Annotated in this window: 26 protein-coding genes; 6 read left to right on the top strand and 20 right to left on the bottom strand. The window is 69.7% G+C overall.

Annotation, left to right across the window (positions count from 1 at the left end):
* Position 1: 1 nt before the first annotated feature.
* Complete coding sequence (locus R4I43_RS07705; protein WP_324264841.1) at positions 2 to 478, top strand: hotdog fold domain-containing protein; 477 nt, start codon at positions 2 to 4, stop codon at positions 476 to 478.
* A 259-nt stretch (positions 479 to 737) separates the two neighbouring features.
* Here R4I43_RS07705 and katG read toward each other — a convergent pair whose 3' ends face one another.
* Entirely contained in the window at positions 738 to 2,948 is a 2,211-nt protein-coding gene (katG, locus tag R4I43_RS07700) for a catalase/peroxidase HPI (RefSeq protein WP_324264840.1), read from the bottom strand.
* Between the two features lie 17 nt (positions 2,949 to 2,965).
* Positions 2,966 to 3,379: a Fur family transcriptional regulator gene (locus R4I43_RS07695; RefSeq protein ID WP_324265031.1), complete on the bottom strand. Its 414-nt coding sequence runs from the start codon at positions 3,377 to 3,379 to the stop codon at positions 2,966 to 2,968.
* Between the two features lie 176 nt (positions 3,380 to 3,555).
* On the opposite strand from R4I43_RS07695, the gene R4I43_RS07690 reads away from it, so the two are divergent.
* On the top strand, positions 3,556 to 4,200 hold the full coding sequence (locus R4I43_RS07690; RefSeq protein WP_324264839.1) for a DUF6461 domain-containing protein: 645 nt from the start codon (positions 3,556 to 3,558) through the stop codon (positions 4,198 to 4,200).
* 129 nt (positions 4,201 to 4,329) lie between these two features.
* Here the strand turns inward: R4I43_RS07690 and R4I43_RS07685 are convergent, their stop codons facing one another.
* The 7 genes from R4I43_RS07685 to R4I43_RS07655 all read right to left on the bottom strand — a co-directional run bounded on the left by R4I43_RS07685 (position 4,330) and on the right by R4I43_RS07655 (position 14,586).
* Complete coding sequence (locus R4I43_RS07685; RefSeq protein ID WP_324264838.1) at positions 4,330 to 5,781, bottom strand: cytochrome P450; 1,452 nt, start codon at positions 5,779 to 5,781, stop codon at positions 4,330 to 4,332.
* Positions 5,782 to 6,105: 324 nt separating this feature from the next.
* A complete protein-coding gene (locus R4I43_RS07680; RefSeq protein ID WP_324264837.1) occupies positions 6,106 to 8,727 on the bottom strand; it encodes a LuxR C-terminal-related transcriptional regulator in 2,622 nt (873 codons plus the stop codon).
* A gap of 170 nt (positions 8,728 to 8,897) precedes the next feature.
* Entirely contained in the window at positions 8,898 to 9,233 is a 336-nt protein-coding gene (locus tag R4I43_RS07675) for a plasmid stabilization protein (protein ID WP_324264836.1), read from the bottom strand.
* A 327-nt stretch (positions 9,234 to 9,560) separates the two neighbouring features.
* Positions 9,561 to 9,791 (bottom strand): formate dehydrogenase subunit delta, encoded by a 231-nt coding sequence (locus tag R4I43_RS07670; RefSeq protein WP_324264835.1) that lies wholly within the window; start codon positions 9,789 to 9,791, stop codon positions 9,561 to 9,563.
* Positions 9,788 to 12,598, bottom strand: coding sequence for a formate dehydrogenase subunit alpha (fdhF, locus tag R4I43_RS07665; protein ID WP_324264834.1), 2,811 nt, complete (start codon positions 12,596 to 12,598; stop codon positions 9,788 to 9,790). Before fdhF ends, R4I43_RS07670 begins: the two co-directional genes overlap by 4 nt.
* 3 nt (positions 12,599 to 12,601) lie before the next feature.
* Entirely contained in the window at positions 12,602 to 14,131 is a 1,530-nt protein-coding gene (locus R4I43_RS07660; protein ID WP_324264833.1) for a formate dehydrogenase beta subunit, read from the bottom strand.
* Positions 14,128 to 14,586, bottom strand: a complete 459-nt coding sequence (locus R4I43_RS07655) for an NAD(P)H-dependent oxidoreductase subunit E (RefSeq protein WP_324264832.1) — start codon at positions 14,584 to 14,586, stop codon at positions 14,128 to 14,130. Before R4I43_RS07655 ends, R4I43_RS07660 begins: the two co-directional genes overlap by 4 nt.
* Before the next feature lie 435 nt (positions 14,587 to 15,021).
* On the opposite strand from R4I43_RS07655, the gene pqqA (R4I43_RS34285) reads away from it, so the two are divergent.
* Both pqqA (R4I43_RS34285) and R4I43_RS07650 read left to right on the top strand, forming a co-directional pair.
* Entirely contained in the window at positions 15,022 to 15,102 is an 81-nt protein-coding gene (gene pqqA / locus R4I43_RS34285; protein ID WP_125089744.1) for a pyrroloquinoline quinone precursor peptide PqqA, read from the top strand.
* Positions 15,103 to 15,226: 124 nt separating this feature from the next.
* A complete protein-coding gene (locus R4I43_RS07650; protein WP_324264831.1) occupies positions 15,227 to 15,559 on the top strand; it encodes a bifunctional 3-phenylpropionate/cinnamic acid dioxygenase ferredoxin subunit in 333 nt (110 codons plus the stop codon).
* 93 nt (positions 15,560 to 15,652) lie between these two features.
* Here R4I43_RS07650 and pqqE read toward each other — a convergent pair whose 3' ends face one another.
* The 7 genes from pqqE to R4I43_RS07620 all read right to left on the bottom strand — a co-directional run bounded on the left by pqqE (position 15,653) and on the right by R4I43_RS07620 (position 20,581).
* Entirely contained in the window at positions 15,653 to 16,753 is a 1,101-nt protein-coding gene (gene pqqE / locus R4I43_RS07645) for a pyrroloquinoline quinone biosynthesis protein PqqE (protein ID WP_324264830.1), read from the bottom strand.
* Positions 16,750 to 17,016 carry a pyrroloquinoline quinone biosynthesis peptide chaperone PqqD gene (pqqD, locus tag R4I43_RS07640; RefSeq protein ID WP_324264829.1) on the bottom strand — a complete coding sequence of 89 codons (267 nt, stop codon included), beginning with the start codon at positions 17,014 to 17,016 and terminating at the stop codon, positions 16,750 to 16,752. The genes pqqE and pqqD overlap by 4 nt, the downstream gene beginning before the upstream one ends.
* On the bottom strand, positions 17,016 to 17,711 hold the full coding sequence (gene pqqC / locus R4I43_RS07635) for a pyrroloquinoline-quinone synthase PqqC (protein WP_324264828.1): 696 nt from the start codon (positions 17,709 to 17,711) through the stop codon (positions 17,016 to 17,018). The genes pqqD and pqqC overlap by 1 nt, the downstream gene beginning before the upstream one ends.
* Positions 17,708 to 18,601, bottom strand: coding sequence for a pyrroloquinoline quinone biosynthesis protein PqqB (gene pqqB, locus R4I43_RS07630; RefSeq protein WP_324264827.1), 894 nt, complete (start codon positions 18,599 to 18,601; stop codon positions 17,708 to 17,710). The genes pqqC and pqqB overlap by 4 nt, the downstream gene beginning before the upstream one ends.
* Before the next feature lie 9 nt (positions 18,602 to 18,610).
* On the bottom strand, positions 18,611 to 18,685 hold the full coding sequence (pqqA, locus tag R4I43_RS34280; protein ID WP_407691217.1) for a pyrroloquinoline quinone precursor peptide PqqA: 75 nt from the start codon (positions 18,683 to 18,685) through the stop codon (positions 18,611 to 18,613).
* A 128-nt stretch (positions 18,686 to 18,813) separates the two neighbouring features.
* On the bottom strand, positions 18,814 to 20,235 hold the full coding sequence (locus R4I43_RS07625; protein ID WP_324264826.1) for a DNA-binding protein: 1,422 nt from the start codon (positions 20,233 to 20,235) through the stop codon (positions 18,814 to 18,816).
* Positions 20,236 to 20,293: 58 nt separating this feature from the next.
* A complete protein-coding gene (locus R4I43_RS07620) occupies positions 20,294 to 20,581 on the bottom strand; it encodes a hypothetical protein (RefSeq protein ID WP_324264825.1) in 288 nt (95 codons plus the stop codon).
* Between the two features lie 7 nt (positions 20,582 to 20,588).
* On the opposite strand from R4I43_RS07620, the gene R4I43_RS07615 reads away from it, so the two are divergent.
* Positions 20,589 to 21,500: a LysR family transcriptional regulator gene (locus tag R4I43_RS07615; protein WP_324264824.1), complete on the top strand. Its 912-nt coding sequence runs from the start codon at positions 20,589 to 20,591 to the stop codon at positions 21,498 to 21,500.
* Between the two features lie 191 nt (positions 21,501 to 21,691).
* Here R4I43_RS07615 and R4I43_RS07610 read toward each other — a convergent pair whose 3' ends face one another.
* Together R4I43_RS07610 and R4I43_RS07605 are read right to left on the bottom strand one after the other, a co-directional pair.
* The gene (locus tag R4I43_RS07610; RefSeq protein ID WP_324264823.1) at positions 21,692 to 22,708 is read right to left on the bottom strand and encodes an L-idonate 5-dehydrogenase; all 1,017 of its coding nucleotides are present in this window, start codon (positions 22,706 to 22,708) and stop codon (positions 21,692 to 21,694) included.
* Positions 22,705 to 24,036, bottom strand: a complete 1,332-nt coding sequence (locus R4I43_RS07605) for an MFS transporter (protein ID WP_324264822.1) — start codon at positions 24,034 to 24,036, stop codon at positions 22,705 to 22,707. The genes R4I43_RS07610 and R4I43_RS07605 overlap by 4 nt, the downstream gene beginning before the upstream one ends.
* Before the next feature lie 100 nt (positions 24,037 to 24,136).
* Between R4I43_RS07605 and R4I43_RS07600 the strand changes: the two genes are divergently transcribed.
* Positions 24,137 to 24,841: a GntR family transcriptional regulator gene (locus R4I43_RS07600; protein ID WP_324264821.1), complete on the top strand. Its 705-nt coding sequence runs from the start codon at positions 24,137 to 24,139 to the stop codon at positions 24,839 to 24,841.
* A 237-nt stretch (positions 24,842 to 25,078) separates the two neighbouring features.
* Here the strand turns inward: R4I43_RS07600 and R4I43_RS07595 are convergent, their stop codons facing one another.
* A complete protein-coding gene (locus R4I43_RS07595; RefSeq protein WP_324264820.1) occupies positions 25,079 to 25,651 on the bottom strand; it encodes a flavoprotein in 573 nt (190 codons plus the stop codon).
* On the bottom strand, positions 25,648 to 26,793 hold the full coding sequence (locus tag R4I43_RS07590; RefSeq protein WP_324264819.1) for a helix-turn-helix domain-containing protein: 1,146 nt from the start codon (positions 26,791 to 26,793) through the stop codon (positions 25,648 to 25,650). Before R4I43_RS07590 ends, R4I43_RS07595 begins: the two co-directional genes overlap by 4 nt.

Below are 26,793 nucleotides of genomic sequence, written 5' to 3'. Positions count from 1 at the left end.
CATGAGCTCTCAGAACCCGACCTTCGCGCTCTGGAACAAGCTGTCCGGCACCTTCGGCGGCCGCGCCCTGTTCTCGCTGGGTGTGAGCCTCAAGGCGCCGTACTTCCGGACCGTGCTGCCCACCGTCCGGGAGATGGCGCCCGGTCGCTCAGTGGTCACCTCGCCGAAGTGGTGGGGCGTGCACAACCACATCGGCACCTACCACGCGATCGCCGCGTGCAACCTCGCCGAGGTCGCGATGGGCATGGTCGCCGAGGCCACCGTGCCCACCTCGCACCGCTGGCTGCCGAAGAAGATGCAGGTCGAGTACCTCGCCAAGGCCGAGACCGGGATGCGCGCCGTCGCGGAGCTGGAGTCGATCCCGGAGTTCGGCGACGAGGGCCAGGAGGTCGACGTCCCGGTCAACGTCCACGACAAGAACGACGAGGTCGTCGTCCGAGCCACCATCACCATCTGGGTCACCCGCAAGAAGAAGTGACCCCGCAACGCGATGGGACCCCGCCCATGACGGACGGGGTCCCATCGGTTGAGTGATCGCTTCTCGTGGCGGCGCGAGCCGCCGCTTCAGGTGTGGGACTCAGCCCGCACCGCCGGGGGTTCTCAGCGGTTCTCTGGTGAGGACAGCCGCAACGCCGTGTATTGGTCATACATCAGTTGCGGATCCCGGAGCCAGAGGACCGCTGAGGTTCCGCTACCCGCACCGCCGACCAAAGCGACCACAGACACTCATCTGAGGATCAGACCAGGTCGTAGCGGTCGAGGTTCATGACCTTGACCCAGGCGTTGACGAAGTCCTGGAGGAACTTCTCCTTGCTGTCGGCCGAGGCGTAGACCTCGGCGATGACGCGCAGCTCGGAGTTCGATCCGAAGACCAGGTCGGCGCGGGTGCCGGCCCAGACGACCTCACCGGAGGCGTCGGTCGCCTCGTAGGTGGACTTGTCGTCCGAAGTGGACCGCCACGTGTAGGCCATGTCGAGCAGGTTCACGAAGAAGTCGTTGGTCAGCACGCCCGGCTTGTCCGTGAACACGCCGTAGTTCGACCCGTCGTAGTTCGCGCCCAGCACCCGAAGGCCACCGACCAGCACCGTCATCTCCGGGGCGCTCAGGGTGAGCAGGTTGGCCCGGTCGATCAGGTTGTACTCGGCGGGCAGCTCCGCGGCCTTGCTCGCGTAGTTGCGGAAGCCGTCGGCGACCGGCTCCAGGGCGTCGAACGAGTCGGAGTCGGTGTGCTGCTCACCGGCGTCGACGCGACCCTGGGCGAAGGGCACCTCGATGCTGGAACCGGCGTCGGCGGCGGCCTTCTCGATGGCGGCGGAACCGCCGAGCACGATCAGGTCGGCCAGCGAGACCTTCTTGCCGAAGGACTGCTGCACGCCCTCCAGGGCGGAGAGCACGGTGGCCAGCTGGTCCGGGTTGTTGACCTCCCAGTTGCGCTGCGGCTCCAGGCGGATGCGGGCACCGTTGGCGCCGCCCCGCTTGTCGCTGCCGCGGAAGGTGGAGGCCGAGGCCCAGGCCGTGGACACCAGCTGCGAGACGGTCAGGCCGGTCTCGAGGATCTTGGCCTTGAGGGCCTTGACGTCCTCGGCGGACAGCTCGTCGTTGTCGTTGGCCGGCAGCGGGTCCTGCCAGATCAGGTCTTCCTCGGGGACCTCCGGTCCGAGGTAGAGCGACTTCGGACCCATGTCGCGGTGGGTCAGCTTGAACCAGGCGCGGGCGAAGGCGTCGGCGAACTGGTCCGGGTTCTCCATGAAGCGACGCGCGATCGGCTCGTAGATCGGGTCGTAGCGCAGCGCCAGGTCCGTGGTCAGCATGTTCGGCGCGATCCGCTTGGACGGGTCGTGGGCGTCGGGCACCGTGCCCTCACCCGCGCCGCCCTTCGGACGCCACTGCCAGGCACCGCCCGGTCCCTGGTAGACCTCCCACTCGAAGCTGAAGAGGTTCCACAGGAAGTTCGTGGTCCACTTGGTGGGCGTGGAGGTCCAGGTGACCTCCAGACCGCTGGTGATCGTGTCGGCGCCCTTGCCGGTGCCGTGGTTGTTCTTCCAGCCCAGGCCCTGCAGCTCCAGGCCCGCGCCCTCCGGCTCGGCCTCGAGGTTGGAGTCGGGGGCGGCACCGTGGGTCTTGCCGAAGGTGTGACCACCGGCGATGAGGGCGACGGTCTCCTCGTCGTTCATCGCCATCCGGCCGAAGGTCTCGCGGATGTCGCGCGCGGCGGCCACCGGGTCGGGCTGACCCTCCGGGCCCTCCGGGTTGACGTAGATCAGACCCATGTGGGTGGCGCCCAGCGGACGCTCCAGCTCGCGGTCGCCGCTCTCGGTCGAGATGCGCTTGTCGCTGCCCAGCCAGGTCGTCTCGGCACCCCAGTAGACGTCGTCCTCGGGCTCCCACTCGTCGACGCGGCCGCCGCCGAAGCCGAAGGTCTTGAAGCCCATCGACTCGAGCGCGACGTTGCCGGTCAGGACCATCAGGTCGGCCCAGGACAGCTTGCGGCCGTACTTCTGCTTGACGGGCCACAGCAGGCGGCGGGCCTTGTCCAGGCTGACGTTGTCCGGCCAGGAGTTCAGCGGGGCGAACCGCTGCTGACCGCCGCCGGCGCCGCCGCGGCCGTCGCTGATGCGGTAGGTACCGGCCGAGTGCCACGCCATGCGGATCATCAGCGGGCCGTAGTTGCCGAAGTCCGCCGGCCACCAGTCCTGCGAGTTGGTCAGGACGTCCTGGATGTCCTTCTTGACCTCCGCCAGGTCCAGCTTCTGGAACTCGGCGGTGTAGTCGAAGTCCTCCCCGAACGGGTTCTTGTTCGGGTGCTGCTTGGCCAGGATCTTCAGGTTGAGCCGGTTCGGCCACCAGTCGCGGTTGGCGTCACCCTGGGTGGGGTGAGTGAGGCCCCCGTGCGCGACCGGGCAACCACCGGTTTCGTTCGTCTCTTGGGTGTCAGGGCTGTCAGACACGGGAATCCTTCCGGAATTCAGTGCGGTTCTTCAGCGGATTCGGGGGCACACGATGCGCAGAACCCCCAGTAGATGACCTCGGCCTCGTCTATGACGAAGCCGTGGGTGTCCGACGCCGTCAGGCACGGCGCGGCCCCCACTGAGCAGTCGACGTCGTGGATCTCGCCGCACGACCGGCACACGACGTGGTGGTGGTTGTCCCCGACCCGTGCCTCGTAGCGGGCCACGGAGCCCATCGGCTGGATGCGGCGGACCAATCCGGCGACGGTGAGCGCGCGCAGGACGTCGTAGACGGCCTGGTGCGACACCTTGGGCAGGCCCTGGCGGACCAGACCGATGATCGAATCGGTGTCGGCGTGCGCGTTCTCGTGCACTGCGGACAGCACGGCAACCCGAGGCCGCGTCACGCGCAGGGCAGCCTCGCGCAGCATGCGCTCGTAGTCCGCAGTCGTCGTCACGCCCTGCAGCCTGCCGCATTTTCTTGAACTAATCAAGTCAGGATCGCGGCGTGTCACCGCCCCGAGTGATCCGGGAGCGGCCTCGGGGACGTGTGGTGCATGCGGGGCTTCCCCCGCATGACGATCACCCGACCGGAAGTGAGAACCCCATGCCCGAACCGGCTTTCCCGGCGAACACCTTGGACGCCGACGGTGATCCGAAGTGGATCACCGAGCTCGCCTGCGCGGACCCCAACCACGTGCTGCACGTGGTCCGCGGCCTCGACCCCGAGGCGGCGCTGGAGGCCGTCGGCGCCAAGCCGCACCTCGTCCAGCCGTGCGAGCTGCCCGGTTCCAAGCCCGACGACTGGACCTCGCTGCCGGGCGCGGCGCTGGGCGTCCAGCCGGGCACGGCGGCGGCGCTGCTGGCGGGCCGGGTCGGCGACTGGACGTTCGTCTACGACGACTCGGGCCACACCTTCGACGAGGAGACCGAGGCCCTGTCGGCGTCCGGCCGCACGGCCGCGACCAGCGTCTTCACCATCAACGCCGACGCGAGCATGACCTTCGCGGTCGACGGCGAGCAGGTCGCCTGGATCAACGTCGACGACCTCGGGGTCGAGGACCTCGCCGAGTTGCCCGAGGACCTGCGCGCCGCCTTCGAGGTGGCGGGCGTCTTCCAGGGCGAGGACGTGGAGCCCGGGGGGTTCGACTACGCGGTGACCATGCGCGCCACCTGCGCCCTCGCCGGGCTCACCGCGCTGACCATCGAGGACGTCCGAAGGATGCCCCTCCTCGGCGCCTCCTTCGGGTGATCAGAACTGCCCTGGAACGCTGAGCCGAAGACCGGTGCGCACCCCGCGACCCCGGCCAGGACCAGCAGCACGACGAGGAGCTCAGGCTGCCTCACGAAGATCGAGTGCGGAACCCGGCGGCCTCGGAGATCACCTCCGGCGCAGCCGCACCGGCAGCCCGTCGACCGGGACAGGAAGCGACACGTGGTCCCACCTCACCTCGTAGTTCTGCGGCACCGTCCAGGTGTAGCCGCGCAGCATCTCGTGCAGCAGCGCCTTCACCTCCAAGGTCCCGAAGTGCAGGCCGATGCACTTGTGCGCGCCGCCGCCGAAGGGCACCCACGCGAACCGGTGGGACTTGTCCTCCCGGCGCGGCTCGGCGAAGCGCTCGGGGTCGAAGTCGAACGGGTTCGTCCAGTGCTCGGTGGAGTAGTGGTTGAGCAGCGGCGAGATCCCCACCATCGTCCCGGCCGGCAGGTAGTGGCCGAGGACTTCGGTGTCGCGGACGGTCGTGCGCACCATCGACGGCACCGGCGCGACCAGCCGCAACGACTCCTTGATCACCAGGTCCAGCGTCTCGAGCCGCTCCAGCGCCTCGATGTCGGGGACGTCGTCACCCAGCGCGAGGGATTCGGCGCGCGCCCGCTCCTGCCACTCGGGGTGCTTGGCCAGGTAGTAGGCCGCCGCCGTGCTGGTGATGGTCGAGGTGTCGTGCGCGGCCATCATCAGGAAGATCATGTGGTTGATGACGTCGTCGTCGCCGAACCGCTCGCCGTCTTCGCTGCGCGCGTGGCACAGCGCCGAGAACAGGTCGTCGCCCTCCGAGCGGCGGGCGCGGTCGATGTTGTCGGCGAAGTAGCGCTCCAGCAGCTTGCGCCCGTGCACTCCCGCCGCCCAGCGGGTTCCCGGAACCGGGTAGCGCACGATCGCGGTCGCCGCGCGCACCGAGTCGACGAAGGCGCGGTTGATGCGGTCGGCGTCCTGGCCGCTGCGCTGGTCCATGAACACGCGGGTGGCCACGTCCAGGGTGAGCTGCTTGAGCAGCCAGTACAGCCGCGGTCGGTCCTGCTCGCCCCAGGAACCGACGCCTTCGCGCAGCGTGGGGCCCATCTGGTCGACGTAGCCGGTGAGGCGCTGCCGGGTGAAGGCCTGCTGCATGATCCGCCGGTGGGACATGTGCTCGTCGAAGTCCAGCAGCATCAGGCCGCGGTGGAAGAACGTGTCGATGAGCGCCCGCCAGCCGCCCTGCGAGAACGCCTTGTCCTTGTTGATCAGGGCGATCGAGGTCGCTTCGGGGCCGCCGAGGGTGACCATGCGCTGGCCGAGCGAGTAGGCCCAGGACACCGGCCCGAAGAGCTGGAAGCGGCGCAGCGCGAACGTCGGCCCGTAGCGCATGAAGTCCAGCGAGTGGCCGATGAGCGGCGCCCCCGCGTCGCCGAGGACGGGCTTGAGCCCGCTGCCGGGCGGCGGGGGCGCGAGTTCGGTGACGGGCCAGCGCTTTTCCAGGATCCGCCGGTCCACCGACCGCGGCAGCGGCAATGACGTCAGCGGCGGAACTCGTCGTCGGATCGCCTCGTTGACCTTCTCCAGCTGGAAAACCACTGCTGCTCCTCCCCCTTCGGAAGGACGGCTTGGTTCCCGCCGAGCAGCAGCCGACCGCGAGCGGCACTCCCGGGAACGGTCTGAGCAGGTGGAGACCTCAGCGCACGAAGCGGGGATCAGCTCGTGAACTCAGCGGAACGGGATGGGACACGGCTCGTCGTGGGCAACGTCGTCCCTGGGATCGTCGCACCGCGCACCCTCGCGGTCAATGTCACACCAGAACTGCGACATGGCCGAAGTCGCACGAGCCCTGTCACGGGCGGTCACGCGGATCCCCTGGTCACCCGGTCGGACGCAGGCGCAAGACAATGTCCACTTCGGACGCTAACCGCTCGTCGGCGCGGGCGTCCGCGGCGGGTCGGACCGGTGCTCCTCGTCGTCGTTGAGGCGGGAGAGCTCCGCTGGGAGCTCGGTGCGCTTGCGGACGTTGAGCTTGCGGTAGACGCGGGTGAGGTGCTGCTCGACCGTGCTGACGGTGATGTAGAGGCGGCGGCCGATCTCCCGGTTGGTCTGACCGCGGGCGGCGAGTTCGGCGACCTTGCGCTCGGCGTCGCTGAGCAGCGGGGTTCCCTCGCGGGCGGGTTTGGACTGCTGGCGGGTGTCGAGGGAATCGCGGAGCCGGTGGGGCAGCACCTCGGCCTGGCAGGCCTTGGCCATCTGGTCCGCCTTGCGCAGCACCAGGCGGGCGTTGCTGAGCTGGCCGAGTTCGCTGTGGGCCTGGCTGAGGTCGGCGAGCGACCGGGCCAGCTCCAGCCGGTCGCCGCAGCGCTCCAGCAGCTGGATGGCTTCGCGCAGCACGGCGATGCGCTGGCGGGGATCGCTGCAGGCGGCCAGGACCCGCAGTGCGATCGCGCGGACGCGCAACCCACCGGAAGCGCCGCTGAGCTGCTCGACGACGAGTTCGCGGGCCTCCTTGCGCCGGCCCAGCAGCAGGTAGGTCTGGGCGAGGTCGCTGCGCCACGGGACCGTGGTGGGCAGCGCCGGGTCGGGGCGGCGCATCCGGGCGGCGACGCGCTCGAAGGCGTCCAGGGCAGCGAGGGTGCGTCCCGTCGCGAGCCCGTGCCTGCCGGTGGCGTGCAGGTGGCGGAGGCCGAAGGTGGTGCCGGCCATCTCGTCCGGCACCGGACGGGCGAGCAGCTCGGTGGCCACGTCGTGCCTGCCCAGCGCGGAGTTGACCAGGATCAGCGTGGACAGCGGCAGCCCGACCAGCACTCCCCAGCTCTGCGGGTGCAGCAGCCGCATCGCCTCCTGGGCCTGGGTTTCGGCCGCGACCAGGTCCCCGCGCCGCCACGACATGTCCGCCCGCACGGCGGTGATCAGCGCACGGGTGGTGGTGGCGCCCTGCCTGCGGGCCTGAGCGGTGAGGACCTCGCACCAGTGCCGGGCGCGTTCGACCTGACCGGTGTGGTCCAGCGCCAGGACCGCGGCCGACGCGGCCTCGGGCAGGACGTCCCCGGCGCAGCTCTGCAGGACGTGCTCGGCGGCGCGCAGCGCTTCGCCGGGGTTCCCCTTCGCCCATGTCTCCATCAGGTGCGAGGTGCGCCCCCAGGACGTCTCGTCAGTGGCCAGCGGGCTCTCGTCGGCCAGGCCGCCGTGGATCCACTCGGCGGCGATGCGCAGTTCGGCGGCGGCCCGCGGGTGGGGTTTCCCGTGCGTGCGGGTGGTGCGCAGGAGTTCGGCGGCGGTGTCGCCCTGCCAGAGCCGCAACCGGACCACCGGGATCGCCTCGCGCCAGCGCAGGTCCTGCCGGTCGGCGAGCGGGCCGAGGTGGCGGGCGGCGATGGAGGGGTTGATCCGCCAGGCCGCGCGGATCAGGGCGGCGCGCAGTTCGACGCGCTCGCGCTCGTCCTCGCAGGCCCGCAACGCCAGCTCCAGGCACCCGACGGCGAGTTCGGCGTCGTCCACCAGCGACTGCTCGGCGGCGTAGCGCAGCGGGCGCATCGCCCAGCGGCCGGGGACCTCGCCCGCGGCGGTGAGGTGGCGGGCGATCTCCACTGCCGGGGCGCCGCGCCGGTGCAGCAGCTCGGCGGCGCGCGCGTGCAGCCTGGCGGACTCGTCCGGCTTGAGGCTCTCCAGCAGGACATCCGGGTGGCGCAGGCGGTGCTCGCGCGCCAGCCCGGCGGTGCCGAGCGCGTCGAGCACCGGGCCGACGGCGCGGGGGCTCATCGACAGCAGCTCGGCGACCAGCGCCGGGGTGGCCGAATCACCGAGGATCGTCGACGCCTCCGCCACGGCGAGGAAGTCCGGGTCCCAGCGGGTGAGGCAGTCCAGCACCGCCCGGCGGAACTTCGGCCCCACCGCCAGCCCGTCCTCGACGAGCGCGTTGAGCAGCAGCGGGTTGCCCCCGGTGAGGGCGAAAGCGGTTGTGGCGCGGTCCCCGTCGTCCTCGATCAGTTCGGCGACGCCGCCGGGTGACAGCGGCTTCAGGTCGATGCGCTGGTCGGGCTGACGGGCCAGCGCCGCGTGCAGGGCCTCGCGGGCGAGGTTCGGCCGCTCCCACTCGGTGAGCACCAGCAGCACCCTTGCCGAGGCGATCCGCCGGTGCAGGTAGAGCAGCACCTGCTGGGACGCGGGGTCGGCGAAGTGCACGTCGTCGACGGCCAGCACCAGCGGGTGTTCGCCGCTGAGCAGCAGTTCACCGATCTCCTCCAGCGCGCGGACGTCCAGCGGTGCGTCGGTGAGCCTTGTGATGCGGTCGCGCACGCGCGGCTCGGCGCCGGCCAGCAGCTGGGTCACCACCCCCAGCCGCAAGTCCCGCTCGGCGCGGGAACCGACGGCCCGCAGCAGCGTCGCCCGGTCACCGACGAGGTCGCCAAGCGCCTCCAGCAGCGCCGTCTTGCCCGTCGCCAGGCCTCCGCCGATGAGCACGACCCGGCCTCTGCCCCGCTCGCAGTCGGCCAGGGATTCGGATAATCGGGCTAACTCGCTGGTCCGTTCGGTCAACATCGGTGAACTCCACATTTCCGCTCCCGCAACGGTTCTCGGCTCGTGACCGGTTCCGTTGCGCTGAGTCGCCGCCTGCACACCGGTCCGACGTGGCCGGTTCCGCTGCGGTTCCGCGACGAATGCGGAGAACCCCTTCTACTTTCCGAACGAAAACGCCTCGGGCGCCCGCCTCACCTCCGGGCGAGCGCCTTCTGCAGCTCCTCCTTGGTCATCTTCGAGCGACCTTCGATCCCCTGCCGCTTGGCGTCCTCGTAGAGCTGCTGCTTGGTTCGGCCACCGGGCCCCTGGCGGTTCCCGGAGCGCTTGCCACCGCGGCGCTGCGGCGGGATGTCCTGGGTGGAGACCTTGCTGCGCTGCGACGCGGTGCCCTTCTGCGCCCGGTCCTTGTTCACCGTCCGGGCGGCGATCTCCTCAGCCCGGCCCTCGCTGGAACCGCGCTTCTTGGTGCCCTGCTTGATGTGCTCGTACTGCCGCTCCTCCTTGGAGTTCCACGCGCTCTGCGGCATGGCGTCCCTCCCGTCACGGACGTCTCGGACGACCGAGACCTACCCGCGCTCCCCCACGAGCAAACCCACGCCCCCACGATCGCCCCCACGTTCGATGAGCCCCGATTACCGCCGTAATCGGGCACCGGATTACGCCGGTAATCAGGGTCCCACCCACCCCGCAGAGGGAGAGACAGCTCAGGACACGGCGTTGGCGTCGCGGAGGAGACGGGCCGCTACCAGCACCAGGGGACTAGGCCCTGCGATGAACCCCGAGTACCGGCGTAATCGGGTACCGGATTACGGCGGTAATCAGGGTTCCACGCGCCCCACCGGAGGAGAGGCAGCTCAGGTCGTGGTGTTGGTGTTGCGGAGGAGGCGGGCCGCTGCCAGCGCCAGGGGGTCGAGGTCCTGGGGCGGGGAGTCGGCGAGGTGGTCGAGCTCGGCGCGCATCCTCGGGTCCCAGAACATCTTGATGTGGTTGGCCACCTCCCTCGCGGCTTGCCGCGACGGGAGGTGGGCGAACTGGATGGCGATGTCGTTGGCCATCCGCACCTGCGGCGAGACCTCGGTGCTCATGACTCGCTCAACACCGCCTCCCGCTGCTCCGCGTCGGCCTTCTCCGAGCTCGTCTCGCGGGCCACCTGGACCGCGGTGACCTTGTACTCCGGGCAGTTGGTGGCCCAGTCGGAGTTCTCCGTGGTCACCACGTTGGCCCCGGTCACCGGGTGGTGGAAGGTCGTGTACACCACGCCCACCGGCATCCGGTCGGAGATCTTCGCGCGCAGCGACGTGGTGCCCACCCGGCTGGACAGGTTGACCACATCACCCGAGGAGATGCCGCGGTCCTCGGCGTCGTGCGGGTGGATCTCCAGCACGTCCTCCGGGTGCCAGGCGACGTTGGCGGTGCGCCGGGTCTGCGCGCCGACGTTGTACTGCGACAGGATGCGGCCCGTGGTCAGCACCAGCGGGTACCTGCGGGTGCTGCGCTCGCGGGTGGCCACGAACGGGGTGAGCACGAACTTGCCCTTGCCGCGCACGAACTCCTCGGCGTGCATGATCGGCGTGCCCTCGGGAGCCTTGTCGTTGCACGGCCACTGGACGCTGCCCAGCTCGTCGAGCTTGGCGAACGACACGCCCGCGAAAGTCGGTGTCACCGAGGCGATCTCGTCCATGATCTCGCGCGGGTGGTCGTAGTGCATGTCGTAGCCCATGGCCTGGGCGATCTCGCAGGCCACCTGCCACTCGTCCTTGCCGCACTGGGGGACCATCACCGGGCGGACCCGGTTGATGCGCCGCTCGGCGTTGGTGAACGTGCCGTCCTTCTCCAGGAACGAGGTGCCCGGCAGGAACACGTGCGCGAACTTGCTGGTCTCGTTGAGGAACAGGTCCTGCACCACCACGAGCTCCATCGCCGACAGCGCGGCCTGGACGTGCTGGGTGTTGGGGTCGGACTGGGCGATGTCCTCGCCCTGCACGAACAGGCCGCGGAAGGTGCCGTCGACGGCGGCGTCGAACATGTTCGGGATCCGCAGCCCCGGCTCGGCCAGGATCGGGCGCTCCCAGAGCTTCTCGAACACCTCGCGCACCGCGTCGTCGGCGACGTGCCGGTAACCGGACAGCTCGTGCGGGAACGAGCCCATGTCGCAGGAGCCCTGCACGTTGTTCTGCCCGCGCAACGGGTTCACGCCCACGCCGTCACGACCGATGTTGCCGGTGACCATCGCGAGGTTGGCCATGCCCATCACCATCGTGGAGCCCTGGCTGTGCTCGGTGACGCCCAGCCCGTAGTAGATCGCGCCGTTGCCACCGGTGGCGTAGAGCCGCGCGGCCTCGCGGACCTGCTCGGCGGGCACACCGGTGATCGACTCGACGGCCTCGGGGCTGTTCTCCGGCCGCGCGATGAACTCCGCCCAGTCGTCGAAGCCCTCGCAGCGCGAGGACACGAACGACTCGTCGGCCAGCCCCTCGGTGACCACCACGTGCGACAGCGCGTTGACCATCGCCACGTTGGTGCCCGGCGCGAGCTGCAGGTGGTGGGCGGCCTCGACGTGCGGGCTGCGCACCAGGTCGATCCGGCGCGGGTCGATGACGATCAGCTTCGCGCCCTCCCGCAGCCTGCGCTTCATCCGGGAGGCGAACACCGGGTGCCCGTCGGTCGGGTTCGCGCCGATCACCACGATCACGTCCGAGGCGGCCACCGACCGGAAGTCCTGCGTGCCCGCCGAGGTCCCGAAGGTCTGCTTGAGCCCGTAGCCGGTCGGCGAGTGGCAGACGCGCGCGCAGGTGTCGACGTTGTTGTTGCCGAACGCCGCGCGCACCATCTTCTGCACCACGTAGACCTCCTCGTTGGTGCAGCGCGAGGAGGTGATGCCGCCGATGGTGTGGGTACCGTGCCGCGCCTGGATGTCGCGGAACTTCTCGGCGATGTGGGAGATCGCGGTGTCCCAGTCGGTTTCGCGCCACTCGTCGGTGATGCGCTCCCGGACCATCGGCTTGAGCTGCCGGTCCGGGTGGGTGGCGTAGCCGAAGGCGAAGCGGCCCTTGACGCAGGAGTGGCCCTCGTTGGCGCCGCCGTCCTTGTACGGCACCATCCGCACCAGCTCGTCGCCGCGCAACTCAGCCTTGAACGAGCAGCCCACCCCGCAGTAGGCGCAGGTGGTCAGCACCGACCGGGTCGGCATGCCGAGGTCGACCACCGACTTCTCCTGCAGCGTGGCCGTCGGGCACGCCTGCACGCACGCGCCGCAGGACACGCAGTCGGACTCCAGGAACGGATCACCCGCGCCCGCGACGACCTTGGAGTCGAAGCCGCGGCCCTCGATGGTCAGCGCGAAGGTGCCCTGCACCTCGTCGCAGGCGCGCACGCAGCGGGAGCACACGATGCACTTGGAGGCGTCGAAGTCGAAGTAGGGGTTGCTGGTGTCCTTGGGCGCGTCGAGGTGGTTGGCGCCCTCGTAGCCGTAGCGGACCTGGCGCAACCCGACCACGCCGGACATGTCCTGCAGCTCGCAGTCACCGTTGGCCGCGCAGGTCAGGCAGTCCAGCGGGTGGTCGGAGATGTAGAGCTCCATGACGCCCTGGCGCAGCTTCTCCAGCCTCGGCGTCTGGGTGCTGACCTTCATGCCCTCGGCCACCGGCGTGGTGCACGAGGCCGGCGTGCCCTTGCGGCCGTCGATCTCCACCAGGCACAGCCGGCACGAGCCGAACGCCTCCAGGCTGTCGGTCGCGCACAGCTTGGGGATGTCGGTGCCGCGCTCGGCGGCGGCGCGCATCACCGAGGTGCCCTCGGGCACCGTGACCGGCACGCCGTCGATCTCGACGGTGACGGTGGCCTCCCCCGCTCTGGCCGGGGTGCCGAAGTCGGGTTCCTTCAACAGACCCATCGCCTACTTCGCCTCCTTCGTGAAGTCCTCGGGGAAGTGCGCCAACGCGCTGCGCACCGGGTTCGGGGTGAGGCCGCCCATCGCGCACAGCGAGCCGTCGGTCATCAGCTCGCACAGGTCGTTGAGGACCGCGAGGTTGCCGTCGCGGTCCTGATCTCCGACGATGCGGTCGACGACCTCGACGCCGCGGACCGCGCCGACCCGGCACGGGGTGCACTTGCCGCAGGACTCCTCGGCGCAGAACTCGAACGCGAAGCGCGCCATCGCCGCCATGTCGACCGTGTCGTCGAAGACGGTGATGCCGCCGTGGCCGAGCATCGCCTGCGCTGCGGCCAGCGCCTCGTAGTCCATCGGCAGGTCGAACTGCTCGGGCGGCACGTAGGAGCCCAGCGGGCCGCCGATCTGCACCGCGCGCACCGGGCGCCCCGACCTGGTCCCGCCGCCGTAGCCGTTGACCAGCTGGTCGATGGTGATGCCGAAGGCCGATTCGAACACGCCGCCGCGGGCGACGTTGCCGGCCAGCTGGAAGACCTGCGTGCCGCGCGAGCGCTCCACGCCCAGCTCGGCGTAGGCCTGTCCGCCGTCGGCGAGGATCGCCGGGACGCTGGCCAGGGTGAGCACGTTGTTGACCGCGGTGGGCTTGCCGAACAGACCGGTGATCGCCGGGATCGGCGGTTTGGAGCGGACCATGCCGCGCTTGCCCTCCAGGCTCTCCAGCATGGAGGTCTCCTCGCCGCAGATGTAGGCGCCGGCGCCCACCCGGACGAACAGGTCGAACTCCTGGTCCGAACCGAGCACCCCGGTGCCGAGCCAGCCTGCCGCGTAGGCGGCGTCGATGGCGCGGCGCAGCGTGCGCACGGCGTCGGGGTACTCGGAGCGGACGTAGATGTAGCCCTCGGTGGCGCCGACGGCGTGGGCGGCGATGGTCATGCCCTCGATGAGGCAGAACGGGTCGCCCTCCATGAGCATCCGGTCGGCGAAGGTGCCGGAGTCGCCTTCGTCGGCGTTGCAGCACACGAACTTCGCGGGCCCGTCGGCCTCGAGGACGGTGTTCCACTTGATCCCGGCGGGGAACCCCGCGCCGCCGCGGCCGCGCAGGCCGGAGGAGGTGACCTCCTCGACGACCTCGGCGGGCGTCTTGGCCAGCGCCGCGCGCAGGCCGCGCAGGCCGCCGTGCGCCTCGTAGTCCGATGCGGACACCGGGTCGGTGATGCCGACGCGGGAGAAGCACAACCGCTGCTGGTCGCGCATCCACGGCAGCTCGTCGACCACGCCCTGGCGCAGCTCGTGCTCGGCGCCGTGCAGCATCCCGGCTTCGAGCAGCTCCGGCACGCGGCCGGGGGTCACCGGGCCGTAGCCGATGCGGCCGCGCTCGGTCTCGACCTCGACCAGCGGTTCGAGCCACAGCATGCCGCGAGATCCGTTGCGCACCAGCCGGATCGGCTCGCCCGCCTCGCGGTGCAGCGCAGCCGCGACCTCGTTGGCGCCGACCGAGACGGCTGCCGAGTCCTGGGGCACGTAGACGGTGATCATGCGTTGCCCTCCGCGAGGATCTCGACCAGCCGGCTGCGATCGACCCGGCCGTGCAACCGACCGTTGATCTGCGCGGACGGGCCGAGCGCGCAGTTGCCCAGGCAGAACACCTGGTCGAGGGTCACCGAGCGGTCCGGCGTGGTCTGGCCGACCTTGACGCCGAAGACCTGCTCCGCGTCGGCCACCAGCCGTTCGGCGCCGACCGACTGGCAGGCCTCGGCGCGGCAGATCTTGACGGTGGCGGCTCCCGCGGGTTCGGAGCGGAAGTCGGTGTAGAAGGAGATGACCCCGTGGACGTCGGCCCGCGAGAGGTTGAGCTCGTCGGCCAGAACCGGAACGACCTGGGGATCGATCCAGCCGAACTCCTCTTGGATGTGGTGCAGGATGGGCAGCAGGGCCCCGCGCTCGCCCCGGTGCGCTTCGACGACCCCGCGCACCCGTTCCGCTATCGTCATCTGCGTCTCCACTCCGTTGTAGATTGGCTCCACCGTCGCCCCGCGTCGCGCAGACTTCAACGCACGCTCGTTTATGCAGCGATAAGCGCGGAGTATCGATGTGCACTCCCCGTCACCGCATTGGACGCATCTTCGCTGGACAGGGGGCATTCTCGGACGATTTTCACGTCGGCTCCCCGGAACTGGTCAACGCAGCGAAACCGGGTGCTACCAGCATTTTCACCCATCCGCGCCACGCCGTGATCGTCGCGGAGGTCGCGCCGCTGGTTGTGCCGCGCGTGCCGCTCGTGCGGGGTTGGCGCGCACTCGTCCCGGTCGGCTTGCCGGTCCATTCCGGGTGCGCCTAACTTCGATTCCAACGGCGAATTCGGGAATTGTCACCACCCCGTCTCCCGCCACCGGAACACCTCCGGCAACCGAACCTGAGGAGATGCGATGACTTGGGAAACCCCTGAATACACCGTGATCGACGTCTGCGCGGAGGTCACCGGCTACCTGCACCGCTCCGAGGACTGACGGCCGCTCCCACCACGTGACGCGAACCGCACGGTGTGCCGCGAGGCTCCCGGCGATCCGCCCGGATCGCTGAGGGCCTCGCGGCACCGTCATCCGCGGGCTCCGGTGAAGAGGAGTGGGATCGATGCCCCCGGCCACGCATCGAGTCCGAGTGTGCGGGCTCCACGAGTTCCCGCCCGGCGCCGTGCGACGGCTGCGCACCCTGCCCCCGGTCGTGGTGTTCAACATCGGCGGACGGCTCTACGCGATCGACGACGTCTGCTCGCACGCCTACACGCCGCTCAGCGACGGTCACTTCGACGGCACGTCGCTGGAGTGCCCGATGCACATGTCCCGCTTCGACGTCCGCAGCGGAGAACCCCTGTGCCCGCCGGCCACCGAACCCCTCCGGACGCACCGGGTGGAGGTGCACGGCGACGAAGTGGTGGTCCACGTCGACATAGGCCGCATGGCATGACCCCGGCCCTTGCACCCTTCAGATTCTGAACAAGGCTGAGACTCAGTCGGTTTCAGACCTCACCGACCCGATTTCGTGATCGCGGCGACTCGGTCAGCGCGCCGGGGTCTTCGGGCGTCGGTAGGTGGGCGTCGGCGCACCGGTCGGGGTCGGAATGGTGTTGGCCCGGCTCACCGCTTCCTCGATCAGGTGGTGGTCCGGCGAGTACGTGCAGACCGGGTCGGTGCGGGCGGCGTCTCCGGTCAGGGCGAAGGCCTGGCAGCGGCAGCCCCCGAAGTCGATCTCCTTGCGGGAGCAGCTGCGGCACGGGTCGGGCATCCAGTCGGTGCCGCGGAAGGCTTCGAACGCGGGCGACTTCGCCCAGATCCAGTCCAGCGGGTGCTCCAGTGCCGACGGGAAGTCGAGGGTGTCGATGTCGGCGGCGACCGGGCACGGGTACACCGCGCCGTCGGGCGCGACGGTGAGCGCGGTGCGCGCCCAGCCGCCCATGCAGGGTTTCGGGAACTGCTCGTAGTAGTCCGGCAGGATCCACAGCAGTTCCATCCGCCCGGCCAGCTCCGCCTTGCGCCGGTGGTAGACCTCCTCCGCTGCGGCGAGCTGTTCGCGGCCGGGCAGCAGCAGGTCCCGGTTGAGCAGTCCCCAGCCGTAGTACTGGGTGTTGGCCAGTTCCAGCCGTTCGGCTCCCCACGACTCGCAGACGTCGATGATGGCGTCGAGCCGGTCGAGGTTGAGCCGGTGCAGCACGACGTTCATGTTCAGCGGCAGCCCGGAGTCGACGATGATCCGCGCGGCCTCGCGCTTCTTGTCGAACCGCTTGGTGTCGGCCACCAGCTCGCTGGCTTCGGCGGTATCGCCTTGGATGCTCAGCTGCACGCTGTTGAGCCCGGCCGCCACCAGCGACTCCGCCCGCTCGGCGGTGAGCCCGAGCCCGCTGGTGATCAGGTTGGTGTAGAGCTCGCAGCCGCGCGCTTCGGCGACGAGCTCGGCGAGGTCGCCGCGCACCAGCGGTTCCCCGCCGGAGAAGTGCACCTGCACCACGCCGAGGTCAGCGGCTTCGCGGATCACCCGCGACCAGTCGGCGGTGCCGATCTCCTGCTCCCGCGCGCGCAGTTCCAGCGGGTTCGAGCAGTACAGGCAGTGCAGCGGACACCGGTGGGTGAGCTCTGCGAGCAGTCCGTAGGGCGCGGGGTTCATCCGGCAACCACCCATCCTTGGTCCTGCGCGTCGCGCAGGAACGTCAGCACGTCGTCGGTGAGCCCGGTGGCACCGAACTCCTCCTCCAGCCGCTCGACGAGCTCCTGCACGGTCCGGCTCCCGTCGCACAGCCGCAAGATCGCCGCCCCGGAGGTGTTGAGCTTCACGACGCGTTCCGGCAGGAGCAGCAGGTCCGCGTCGCGGACCTTGTCGCGCTTGAGCATCGCCTTGGGCACCAGGCGAGGTCTGCTCCCGGCGTCCATCACCGCTCCTTGCCGTAGGCCAGTTGCACCGAGTCAAGCAGGGTCCAGAGCACGTCGCACTTGAACTCCAGCGCGCGCACGCACGCCTCCTGCTGCTCCCGGGTCTGGGCATGGGTGAGCACCAGGCGGAGCAGGTGCTCGATGTCGGCGGGCTGCTGGGTGAGCCGGGTGCGGAAGTACTCCAGGCCGCGCGAGTCCAGCCACGGGTAGTGCTTCTGGACGTCGACGATGCGGCGGCTGAGCAGGTCGGGCGCGAACAACTCGGTCATGGCCGAGGCCACCGCCTCCAGCCACGGCTTGTGCCGGCAGAAGTCGACGTAGGCGTCGACGGCGAAGCGCACCCCGGGCAGCACGGTGCGGGTGTCGTGGAGCTCCTCGCGGGTCAGGCCGACGGCTTCGCCGAGCCGCACCCAGCGCTCGATGCCGCCTTCGGTGTCAGCGGTGCCGTCGTGGTCGGTGATGCGCTTGATCCACTTCCGCCGCTCGGCACCGCTGGGCAGCTTGGTGAGGATGAACGCGTCCTTGATCGGCAGGTTGATCTGGTAGTAGAAGCGGTTGCGCACCCAGCCGCGGAACTCCTCCTCGGTGAGGTCTCCCGCGTGCATCCGCTCGTTGAACGGGTGCAGGTGGTGGTAGCGCGCTTCGCCGACCGCCCGCAGCTCCGCCTGGAACTCCTCCGACGACCAAGGCCTCACAGTTCGACCTCCAGACCGGCACGTCCCACCTCGATGCCCAGCTCCGCGAGTTCTCCTCGCTCGGCGGAGTTTTCGTCGAGGATGGGGTTGGTGTTGTTGACGTGGACGTAGATCTTGCGCCGGGCGGGCAGTGCGGCGAGGTGCCGCGCCGATCCGTCCGGGCCGCTGATCGGCATGTGCCCCATCGACCTGCCGGGCCGATCACCGGTGCCCTGCCGGGCCATCTCGTCGTCGGTCCAGAAGGTGCCGTCGACGAACGCGCAGTCGACGTCGGCGACCTGCGCGGCGAACTGCTCGTCCCAGCGGGGCACGGTCGGCGCGTAGACGGCGGTGCCGCCGCTGACCGGGTCGTGCAGCAGGTAACCGGTCTCCCAGTCGCCGGGCCCGGCGCCGCGACCCACGTAGCGGGGCGGTTTGCCGCCGGTGGCGAAGGCCGTCACCTGCAGCCGTTCGTCGAGGTCGATGGGCTTGCCGATGTGCACCGTCCGCCACCGCACGTCGGCGTAGTCGGCGATCAGGTCGCGCACCGGGAAGTGCTCGGTGAGCGCGGACAGCACCGGCGCGGTGCCGTGGACGTCGAGCGACGAGCCCTCCCGCAGCACCAGCAGTCCGATGGTGTGGTCGAACTCGGCGTCGGTGAGCAGCACGCCTGCCACCGGTGTTTCCCGCGCCCCGGGACCGGGGTGCAGGCTGGGGTCGGCAGCGATCTGGTGGTGCACGTCGGGCGTGGCGTTGAGCAGGTACCAGCGCTCACCGGTTCCGGAAACGGCCAGGCCCGCGTGCGCCGAGGCGCGCTGCGGCGCCGTGCGGGCCTGGCGGCATCCGGCGCAGGCGCAGTTCCACTGCGGGTACCCGCCACCTGCCGCGACTCCGAGGCAGTGGATCAGCACGGTCGGCCGTCAGTCCCGGTGGTGGTAGCCGGTGACTTCGGCGCAGACGTCGATCACCGTGTACTCGGGTGTCTCCCAGGTCATGAGTTCCTCCTCGATCCGCGTTCCAGCAGTTCACAGCCTCAGCGATCGGTCGAGGAGATGACAACCGATCACCCACCGGCGGCGCCGAAGTCCACACGAACGGCACCGACGCGGCCACGAACGGTGGGTCAGAAGCCCAGGAGCCGGCGGATCTCGGGAGCGTGCCTGCGACTCACCGGGACCAGCTCGGGCACCCGGGGATCGGTGATGAGGAAGAGCTCGCCCTTGGTGCCGCGTTCGAGCTCGGCGACCCGGCGGAGGTTGACCAGGAAGCGGCGGTGCACGCGCCGGAAGCCGTGCCGCGCCAGGTCCTCCTCGACGTGGTCCAAACCCCTGGTGGCGGCGAGGATCCTGCCGCGATCGGTGCTGAGCCAGACGGTGTTGCGGTCGGCTTCGGCGTAGCGGATCTCCGACGGCGCCAGCAGCACGAGTCGATCGTTGCGGATGCCGATGATCCGGGGCGGCATGGGCACGGCGGCGCCTTCGGCCGCGCGACCGTAGGGTTCGCCTTCCTGCAGGCCGAACGCGCAGAGCATGCCGACGACGTGGTTGGCGGCGGTGATCGGCCGCAGCGTCACGGGCATCGCGCCCTCGGCGACGGCCAGCTGCGCGTACCCGCTCCACTGAGGGTTCCGGGTGGCGCGTCCGGACGCCCAGCGCACCACGTCGGCCAGTTCCGGGATCTCCGGGCTGGACCGCTCGCCCGGTTCGAGGGCGCCGCGCGAGGCCGGCGCATCGGCCGGGAGGCGCAGCATCGACAGGGCGACGTCGTTGGCGGCGATGATCTGGCCGCCCCGGTCGAGGGCGACCAGTGGGCCGCTGCTGTCGGTGCGCTCGCGCTTGAACGCGGTGACGACGAGCTCGGCCTCGCCGACGGCCCTGCGGTGGATGTCCTGCTCGATGCCGGCGGCCGCCTTCTGCAGCCACACCGGGACCTGATCGGAGAGCCTGGCGCCCCAGCGGGAGATGTTGATCGAGGCGATGGCCGATCCGGTCACCACGTCGCGGATGGCGATGCCCGCGCACGCCCACTGGTGGAAGCCCTCGCACCAGTGCTCGGCCCCTGTCACCGTCACCGGGCCGGTGACCTCGAAGGACGTGCCCATCCCGTTGGTCCCGGTGCACTGCTCGGACCAGGACGACCAGGGAGCCATGTTCGACAGCTCCGCCCGCCTGCGGGCCGACGGGTCGCCCCAGGTGCCGAGGATGCGCCCGGCCCCGTCGGTGACCGCCACGACTCCCCCGTCGAGCTCCACGTCCTGTCCGGCGAGCGCACCGAGCCCGCCCAGCTTGGTGAAGATGACGTCGTTGTCCAGACCCTGGTCGTGGTGGCCGGGAGCGGGCGGGGCGACGTCGAGCGCGGGGTCGACTTCGTACTTGTCGCGGCACCGGTACCAGGACGCCAGGATCTCCGGCCGCACGGCGGAGGTGACCTCGTCGCCGGTCGCGAACGCCTCCCACGCCCGCTCGACGTCCCTCGACGTGGTGGTCAGTGCATCTGCGCCAGGCGTCTTCGACGCGATTTCCAACGGCGTGACCAAGCCGGCCATCACGACCTCCTCGTCGCAATTCGGACATGCGTCATCAACCACCCGGCGGTGACTCACGTCACACTAGGAGGCGGCTGCGCGGGGAATCAAGGAATTCCATCCACTTGCAGCAATCACCGCGCGTTCCGCTGATCTTCTTGCAGCGGAAGGAAGAGGGGAACTCTCCGAACGAACAGTTCTGCTCGCGGACTCCGATCTTCTCCATCGACTTCCACGATTCCGCGCGGCCGGTGCGCCGCGGGCGCGCTTCAGCCTCGCGGTAGTCCGGCCAGCTCGCGCGCTGCGGCGGCCGAGCCACCGCCACGCAGAAGAGCCGTGCATCCACCGGTGAACGCGGGTCTAGCATGCCCCGCATGCTGCTGCGGCAACTGGAGTACCTCACCACCCTCGCGCGCGAGAAGCACTTCGCTCGCGCCGCCGAGGCCTGCTACATCTCGCAGCCGGCGATGTCGGCGGCGATCCGCAAGCTCGAAGCCGAGCTGCACGTCCAGATCATCCAGCGGGGCAACCGGTTCATCGGGTTCACCCCGGAGGGCGAGCGGATCCTGAAGTGGGCCTACCGCATCCTCGCGGAGCGGGACGCGCTGATCGAGGACGTCGGGGCGATGCGGGAAGGGCTCAGCGGCCGGCTGCGCATCGGGTGCATCCCGACGGCGCTGTGCGTGGTGCCGATCCTGACCTCGCTGCTGTGCCAGGACCAACCCCGGGTGCGGGTGCAGGTGAGCTCGATGACCTCGATCGAGATCCAGCGGGGGCTGTCGCAGTACGGGCTGGACGTCGGCGTGACCTACATCGACAACGAGCCGCTCACCGGGGTCCGCACGGTGCCGCTGTACCGCGAGCGCTACCTGCTGCTGGCCGCCGAGGACGAGCTGGCCGAGCGCGACTCGGCGACCTGGGCGGAGGCCGCCGAGCACCCGCTGTGCCTGCTCTCGGAGGACATGCAGAACCGTCGCATCCTCAACTCGGTGTTCGACCAGGCCCAGGCCCGGCCGCAGCCCGCGGTGGAGACGAACTCCATCAGCGCCCTCTACGCCCACGTCCGCGAGGGCCCGTGGGCCACGGTCCTGCCCCACTCCTGGCTGCTGCGCTTCGGCGTCCCCGAAGGCATGCGCGCGGTCCCCCTTGAGGAGCCGCAGATCAGCAAGACCATCGGTCTGGTCCTGCACGACCGCGACCCGGAACCCATCCTCGCCAAGGCCTTCGTCGACACGGCCCGCCACGTGGACCTCGACGAACTCCTCGCCGCCACCACCCTGACCTGACCACCCACAACCACTCCCCGCAACGGCCGCGATCAGTCACCCGGATTACCGCCGTAATCAGGAACCCGAATACGGCGGTAATCCGGGTCCTGAAAACCGCAGTAATCCGGGTCCCGAAAACCGGCGTAATCCGGGTCCCGAATACGGCGGTAATCGGGGTCCCGAAGACCGCAGTGATCGGGAAGGGTGGGTCACGTGTCGAGGCGGAGGAGGACCTTGCTGCTGCCGGTGGTGCGGTCGGCCGCGGTTTCGAGGGCCTGCGCCGCTTCGGAGAGCGGGTAGGTGTGGGTGATGAGCGGGGTGACGTCGAGGCCGTCGCGGAGGGCGTCGAGGGCGTCGGTGATCTCGTCGGCGAACCGGTAGGAGCCGATCCAGGTGATCTCGCGGGTCACCAGGTCGCCGAGCGCCGCCGGGACGGCGTCACCGGGCAGGTTGCCGACCTGGACGACCGCGCCGCCGCGCGCGGTGGCGCGCAGGACCGGACCGATCGCGGCGGGCGCGCCGGAGGCCTCGAACGAGACGTCGACGTCCTCCGGCAGCGATTGCGTTGACAGGTCGCGGATTTCGTCCGCACCCATCCGCTCGGCGATCTCCAGCGACGCGGCCGCGAGGTCCGCGGCGATCACCGCGGAGGCACCCCGGTACTTCGCGGCGGCGACCACGAGCGCCCCGATCGGACCGGCGCCGTTGACCAGAACCGTTCTGCCGCGCAGGGATCCGGCCCGGTTGACCGCGTGCAGCGCGACGCCGAGCGGCTCGGCCAGCGCGCCCTGCTGCGTGGACACCCCGTCCGGCAGAGCCCGCAACTGCCCCACCGGAACCGCCCGGAACTCGCTGAACCCGCCGTCGGTGTGCGGGTCGAACGCCGCCGATCCGAAGTAGCGCACTTGCGGGTGCAGGTTGCTGCGCCCCTCCGGGTACGCGTGCTCGCCGACCAGCTCGGCCGGGTGCACTGTCACCGGCTGCCCGATCTCCACGCCCGACACCCCAGGTCCGAGCCCTGCCACGCGTCCGGCGACCTCGTGGCCGAGGACCATCGGGTGGCGCAGCACGGCCGTGCCGGTGCCGCCGTGGCGCCAGTAGGAGATGTCGGATCCGCAGATCCCACCCCACTCCAGCGCCAGCAGCACCTCACCGGCACCGGGCACCGGGTCCGGCACCTCGTCGACGCGGACGTCGCGGGTTCCGTGCACGACAACGGCTTTCACAGGGCGTCCTCCGGTCCCACGAGGTCGCGGCCACGCGTCTCCGGCGCCACCCAGGTGGAGACGAACGTGATCAGCGAGTAGACGATGAGCATCGCGGCGATCGGCCACCAGTGCTGGGTCCAGGCCGTCAGGCTCGCCGCCATGACCGGTCCGATCGCGGTGGCCAGCGTGCCGCCGATCTCCTTGGCGACGGCCAGCTGCGTGAAGCGGGTGCGCGAGCCGAACAGCTCGGCCATCGTCACGCTCTCCACCGCGAACAGGCCGAGCACGCCGATGTTGAGGCCCAGCACCATCGCGATCGTCAGCAGCACCGTGTTCCCGCTGGCGATGGTGGCCATCATCGGCACCGCGATGATCGCGGTCAGCAGGCTCAGCCCGAGGTAGACGGGCCGCCGCCCGAAGCGGTCGCCGAGCAGCCCCACCAGCGGAATCGTGGCGAAGCCCAGCAGCGATCCGTAGACGATGGCGTTCGTGGGCACCGACCGGTTGATCGCCAGCGACGAGGCGATGTAGCCGACGAGGAAGGTCTGCACGAGACCGGAGTTGCCGGCCTGGCCGAAGCGCAGTCCGAGCGAGAGCAGGAACGCCCGCCCCTTGCGCTGCTTGAGACCGGTCTCGATGGCGCTCTTCTTCTCCGGGACGACGTCCTTGCTCTCCTCGAAGACCGGGCTCTCCTTGAGGTTCGAGCGCATCCACACGCCGAACAGCAGCAGCACGAAGCTCAGCAGGAACGGCAGCCGCCAGCCCCAGGCGATGACCTGCTCCTCGGACAGCACCAGCAGCAGCAACGCCCACAACCCGGACGCGGCCAGGGTGCCGGAGTTGGTGCCCAGCGACACCAGCGAGGAGATCAGCCCGCGCCGCTTGACCGGCGCGTACTCCACGAGCATCACCGTCGCCCCGGCGATCTCGGCGCCCGCGCCGAAGCCTTGGACCAGCCGCAGCGCCACCAGCAGGATCGGCGCCGCGATGCCGATCGTCTGGTACGGCGGCAGGACGCCGATCAGCGTCGTGGACGCGCCCATGATCGTGATGGTCAGGAACAGGACCTTCTTGCGACCGATCCGGTCGCCCATCCGCCCGAAGTAGAAGGCTCCGACCAGCCGCGCGACGTAGCCGACGCCGTAGGTGGCCATCGCCGCGATCAGGCCGATCGCGGGGCTGACGTCGGGGAAGAAGATCTTGTTGAACACGATGGCGGCTGCCAGCGAGTACAGCTGGAAGTCCATGAACTCCATCGCGGTGCCCAGCCAACCCGACACGGCGGCTTTGCTCAGCTCGCGAGTCGACCGTCTCACGACACCCGCCGTCTGGGTGCTGTCCGTCATCGTGCGCTCCTTTGCTCCACGCCCGCCCTACTGAAGTGGCAGTGCTGGTATACAAGCACTGACCGATCAGTGGGGTCAACCCTGGTCTAATCTTGCGGGCGTGACCGAGTCCGCGAAGCGCTCCAACCGCCGCGTCATCTACGAGACGCTGCGGCGCAAGGTGCTGACCCTGGAGCTCAAACCCGGCGAGGGGCTGTCGGAGAAGGACCTGGCCGCAGCACTGGGCGTGAGCCGCACCCCGGTCCGCGAGGGGCTGATCCTGCTCGCCGAGGAGGGCCTGGTCCAGGTGTTCCCGCAGATCGGCTCGTTCGTCTCCCGCGTGGACCCGCAGCGGGTCGCCGACGCCCAGTTCCTGCGCGAATCCGTCGAGCTCACCGCGCTGGAGGACGTTCCGGCCGACCCCGACCCGCACCTGCTGGCCGAGCTGGAGGACAACCTCACCCGCCAGAGATCACCGGAGATCGACGTCGAGGAGTTCTTCGCCCTCGACGAGGAGTTCCACCGCGGCCTGCTGCGCCTGTCCGGCCACGAACGCGCCTGGCCCACGGTCGTCTCCGCCAAGGGCCACCTCGACCGCGCCCGACGCCTGGGCCTGGAGTCGAGCCCGCCCCAGGTCTACGCCGACCAGCACGTCGACATCCTCGACGCGGTCCGAGCCCACGACCTGCAGCGCGCCCGCACCACCATGCGCACCCACCTCCGCGCGGTCTTCACCGACATCGAAGACCTCCGCACCCGAAAACCCCACCTCTTCGCCACCACCGAAGCCACCCCGGTCAGAAGAACCATCACCACCTGGCGGTGACCTCGGAAAACCCCGAGCCCCGTCGCGCCCGCGCAGGAGAGGCGAGAAGTGACGCTCCCACTTGCTTGCCTCCCGACACTCCGTCTGCATCTCGTTCATCGCGACTGTCCCCACGACTGAACAACCACAAGAATCAGCAAGATCCGAGTCCTTCCTGGCAACGCGTGCGCCGAATGCGCAACGTCGCCAGGAGATCGCGGGATCGAACCCGGTGCCCGGACAGGTTGTCCGGGGCGATCAGACACTTTCGGATGAGCCGAACTTCGTAATGTTCTCGAGCGCGTCGAGGATCTTCTTCCAAGGAAGGTCCTTCCCCGGCGCGGTACGGGGCTCGTGAAGCGGCCAGTAGTCGTCGTCCATCAACAAGTGCACACCGGCTCGGTGCAACGCTTCGATGTGGCCGTTCCACGCAGGTTGACGGGTGTGTGCCGCGTTGATCCGAGGGAACGCCACGACTGGAACCTGTCGCGCGCCGATCGCTTCGCAGACCGTGGTCAGCGCTTGGTTGTCGGAGAGCCCCAGGGCCAGTTTCGCGACGGTGTTCGCCGAAGCCGGGCAGACCAGGTAGCAGTCGATCGGCGGGTGCGGGCTCGTTTCCCCGGGCATGCGGGGGTTCACCCGGCACGGAAGTCCTGTGGCCTGTTCGATCCGCTGCCTCTCTCCGGTGGCGTCCAACCAGGTCCCGGCAGTGGGGGTGAGCGTGACGGCAACGCGCCATCCTCGGTCCATGGCAGGCTCCACCAGCCGCGTTCTGAGCTTCTCCACCCCTCCGGCAGCTGAGCCGATCAGGCCGAGCGTTCCCAGATTCATCGCACTGCCCGACAACGCTCGGCCAACGCCATCAACGGTGACGATTTCCCGTTGCTGACGCGAGAACGTCGGTACAGCGTGCGAACGACCTCACGCACGGTCGACGAGTGTCGAACCAATTCCGGCGCGTCCGCCTCTGCCTTGAGCAGAACTCCAAGTGCTTCATCGTCTCTGGCGAGCATGCTGAAAGACCGGGCCATGTCGATCGCGTGCGTCGCCTGCCGTTCGACGGGGAGGTTCCTCAGGATCACCCGTCGACCGCTGTCGACAACTCGTGTCGGATCGCCGAGCTCGAGCCACGCGGCCAGCCGGTGCAACTCGACGTTGGTCGGGCCGAATCCGGTTTGCCAGTGGTTCGCGTCCTGGCCGAGGCCCGCCGCCGCTGTCTCGGCTTGCTGCAGCAGTTCCTCCGTGACCGCTCCGTCCTGTCTCCGAGCCGCGGCCTGACCGATGTGCAGCGCCTCATCGAACTTCCCCAACGCGAGAAGCGCATGCGTGGCCGCTCTCGCTGCCGACGCCCGCGAGAGCGGATCTTCCGAGTCTTCCGCTGCGTGCATTGCACGCTCAGCCGCGATCCAGGCGAGCTCTGCCTCGCCTAGCTTGCTCAGGGTCGTGGCAGCCAGGTGATGTATCCGAGCGGAGACTGCGCAGGACCTCCGCCCTTCGGGCGAGGTGTTCCTCGCCTGCGCTTCGAGCAACCGCGCCTGTCCGAGAAGCCGAGGCAACACGCTGATCACATGACCGATGCGACCGCTCTGGTACTGGTTCCACGCAGCCTCGGTCCTCTTCGCAGCTAGATCCACCGAAACGGATTCGGTGAGGGACTTCCCGGGAAAGAGACTGAGAGACAGCCGGTGCGGAGACATCAATGCATCGCGTACGGCTGGAACGTCGTCATTGCTGTCCCCGTCTTCGAACAGCACTGGCTCGCCGAGCAGATCGTTCAGGGTCACTCGAAGTTGACGCGCCAATTCGACCAGCACGTCAACGCGGTTGACCTGGCGCTCGCCGCGTTCGACCTTGCTCAGCCAGTCCTCGGACCTTCCGACCAGTCCCGCCAGAACGGACTGGGACAGTTCGCGACGTCGGCGGTAGAAGGCGATCCGTTCGCGAATGCTCAGTTCGTCGCCAGCACCACGCAT

This window comes from Saccharopolyspora mangrovi, from assembly GCF_035320975.1.
In the GTDB taxonomy this organism is placed as follows: domain Bacteria; phylum Actinomycetota; class Actinomycetes; order Mycobacteriales; family Pseudonocardiaceae; genus Saccharopolyspora; species Saccharopolyspora mangrovi.
Note: the sequence above shows the minus strand (reverse complement) of the source record. Positions and strands in the feature narration are given on the sequence as shown.

Coding starts and splice junctions, on each gene's coding strand:
- pqqD (WP_324264829.1), bottom strand. CDS start 17,016: ATGGACGCCGGGAGCAGACCTCGCCTGGTGCCCAAGGCGATGCTCAAG.
- R4I43_RS07705 (WP_324264841.1), top strand. CDS start 2: ATGAGCTCTCAGAACCCGACCTTCGCGCTCTGGAACAAGCTGTCCGGC.
- R4I43_RS07595 (WP_324264820.1), bottom strand. CDS start 25,651: ATGAATCTGGGAACGCTCGGCCTGATCGGCTCAGCTGCCGGAGGGGTG.
- R4I43_RS07590 (WP_324264819.1), bottom strand. CDS start 26,793: ATGCGTGGTGCTGGCGACGAACTGAGCATTCGCGAACGGATCGCCTTC.
- R4I43_RS07650 (WP_324264831.1), top strand. CDS start 15,227: ATGCCCCCGGCCACGCATCGAGTCCGAGTGTGCGGGCTCCACGAGTTC.
- R4I43_RS07605 (WP_324264822.1), bottom strand. CDS start 24,036: ATGACGGACAGCACCCAGACGGCGGGTGTCGTGAGACGGTCGACTCGC.
- R4I43_RS07655 (WP_324264832.1), bottom strand. CDS start 14,586: ATGACGATAGCGGAACGGGTGCGCGGGGTCGTCGAAGCGCACCGGGGC.
- R4I43_RS07625 (WP_324264826.1), bottom strand. CDS start 20,235: ATGGCCGGCTTGGTCACGCCGTTGGAAATCGCGTCGAAGACGCCTGGC.
- pqqA (WP_125089744.1), top strand. CDS start 15,022: ATGACTTGGGAAACCCCTGAATACACCGTGATCGACGTCTGCGCGGAG.
- R4I43_RS07670 (WP_324264835.1), bottom strand. CDS start 9,791: ATGAGCACCGAGGTCTCGCCGCAGGTGCGGATGGCCAACGACATCGCC.
- fdhF (WP_324264834.1), bottom strand. CDS start 12,598: ATGGGTCTGTTGAAGGAACCCGACTTCGGCACCCCGGCCAGAGCGGGG.
- pqqE (WP_324264830.1), bottom strand. CDS start 16,753: ATGAACCCCGCGCCCTACGGACTGCTCGCAGAGCTCACCCACCGGTGT.
- R4I43_RS07690 (WP_324264839.1), top strand. CDS start 3,556: ATGCCCGAACCGGCTTTCCCGGCGAACACCTTGGACGCCGACGGTGAT.
- R4I43_RS07695 (WP_324265031.1), bottom strand. CDS start 3,379: ATGCTGCGCGAGGCTGCCCTGCGCGTGACGCGGCCTCGGGTTGCCGTG.
- R4I43_RS07620 (WP_324264825.1), bottom strand. CDS start 20,581: ATGCTAGACCCGCGTTCACCGGTGGATGCACGGCTCTTCTGCGTGGCG.
- R4I43_RS07675 (WP_324264836.1), bottom strand. CDS start 9,233: ATGCCGCAGAGCGCGTGGAACTCCAAGGAGGAGCGGCAGTACGAGCAC.
- R4I43_RS07615 (WP_324264824.1), top strand. CDS start 20,589: ATGCTGCTGCGGCAACTGGAGTACCTCACCACCCTCGCGCGCGAGAAG.
- R4I43_RS07660 (WP_324264833.1), bottom strand. CDS start 14,131: ATGATCACCGTCTACGTGCCCCAGGACTCGGCAGCCGTCTCGGTCGGC.
- R4I43_RS07680 (WP_324264837.1), bottom strand. CDS start 8,727: ATGTTGACCGAACGGACCAGCGAGTTAGCCCGATTATCCGAATCCCTG.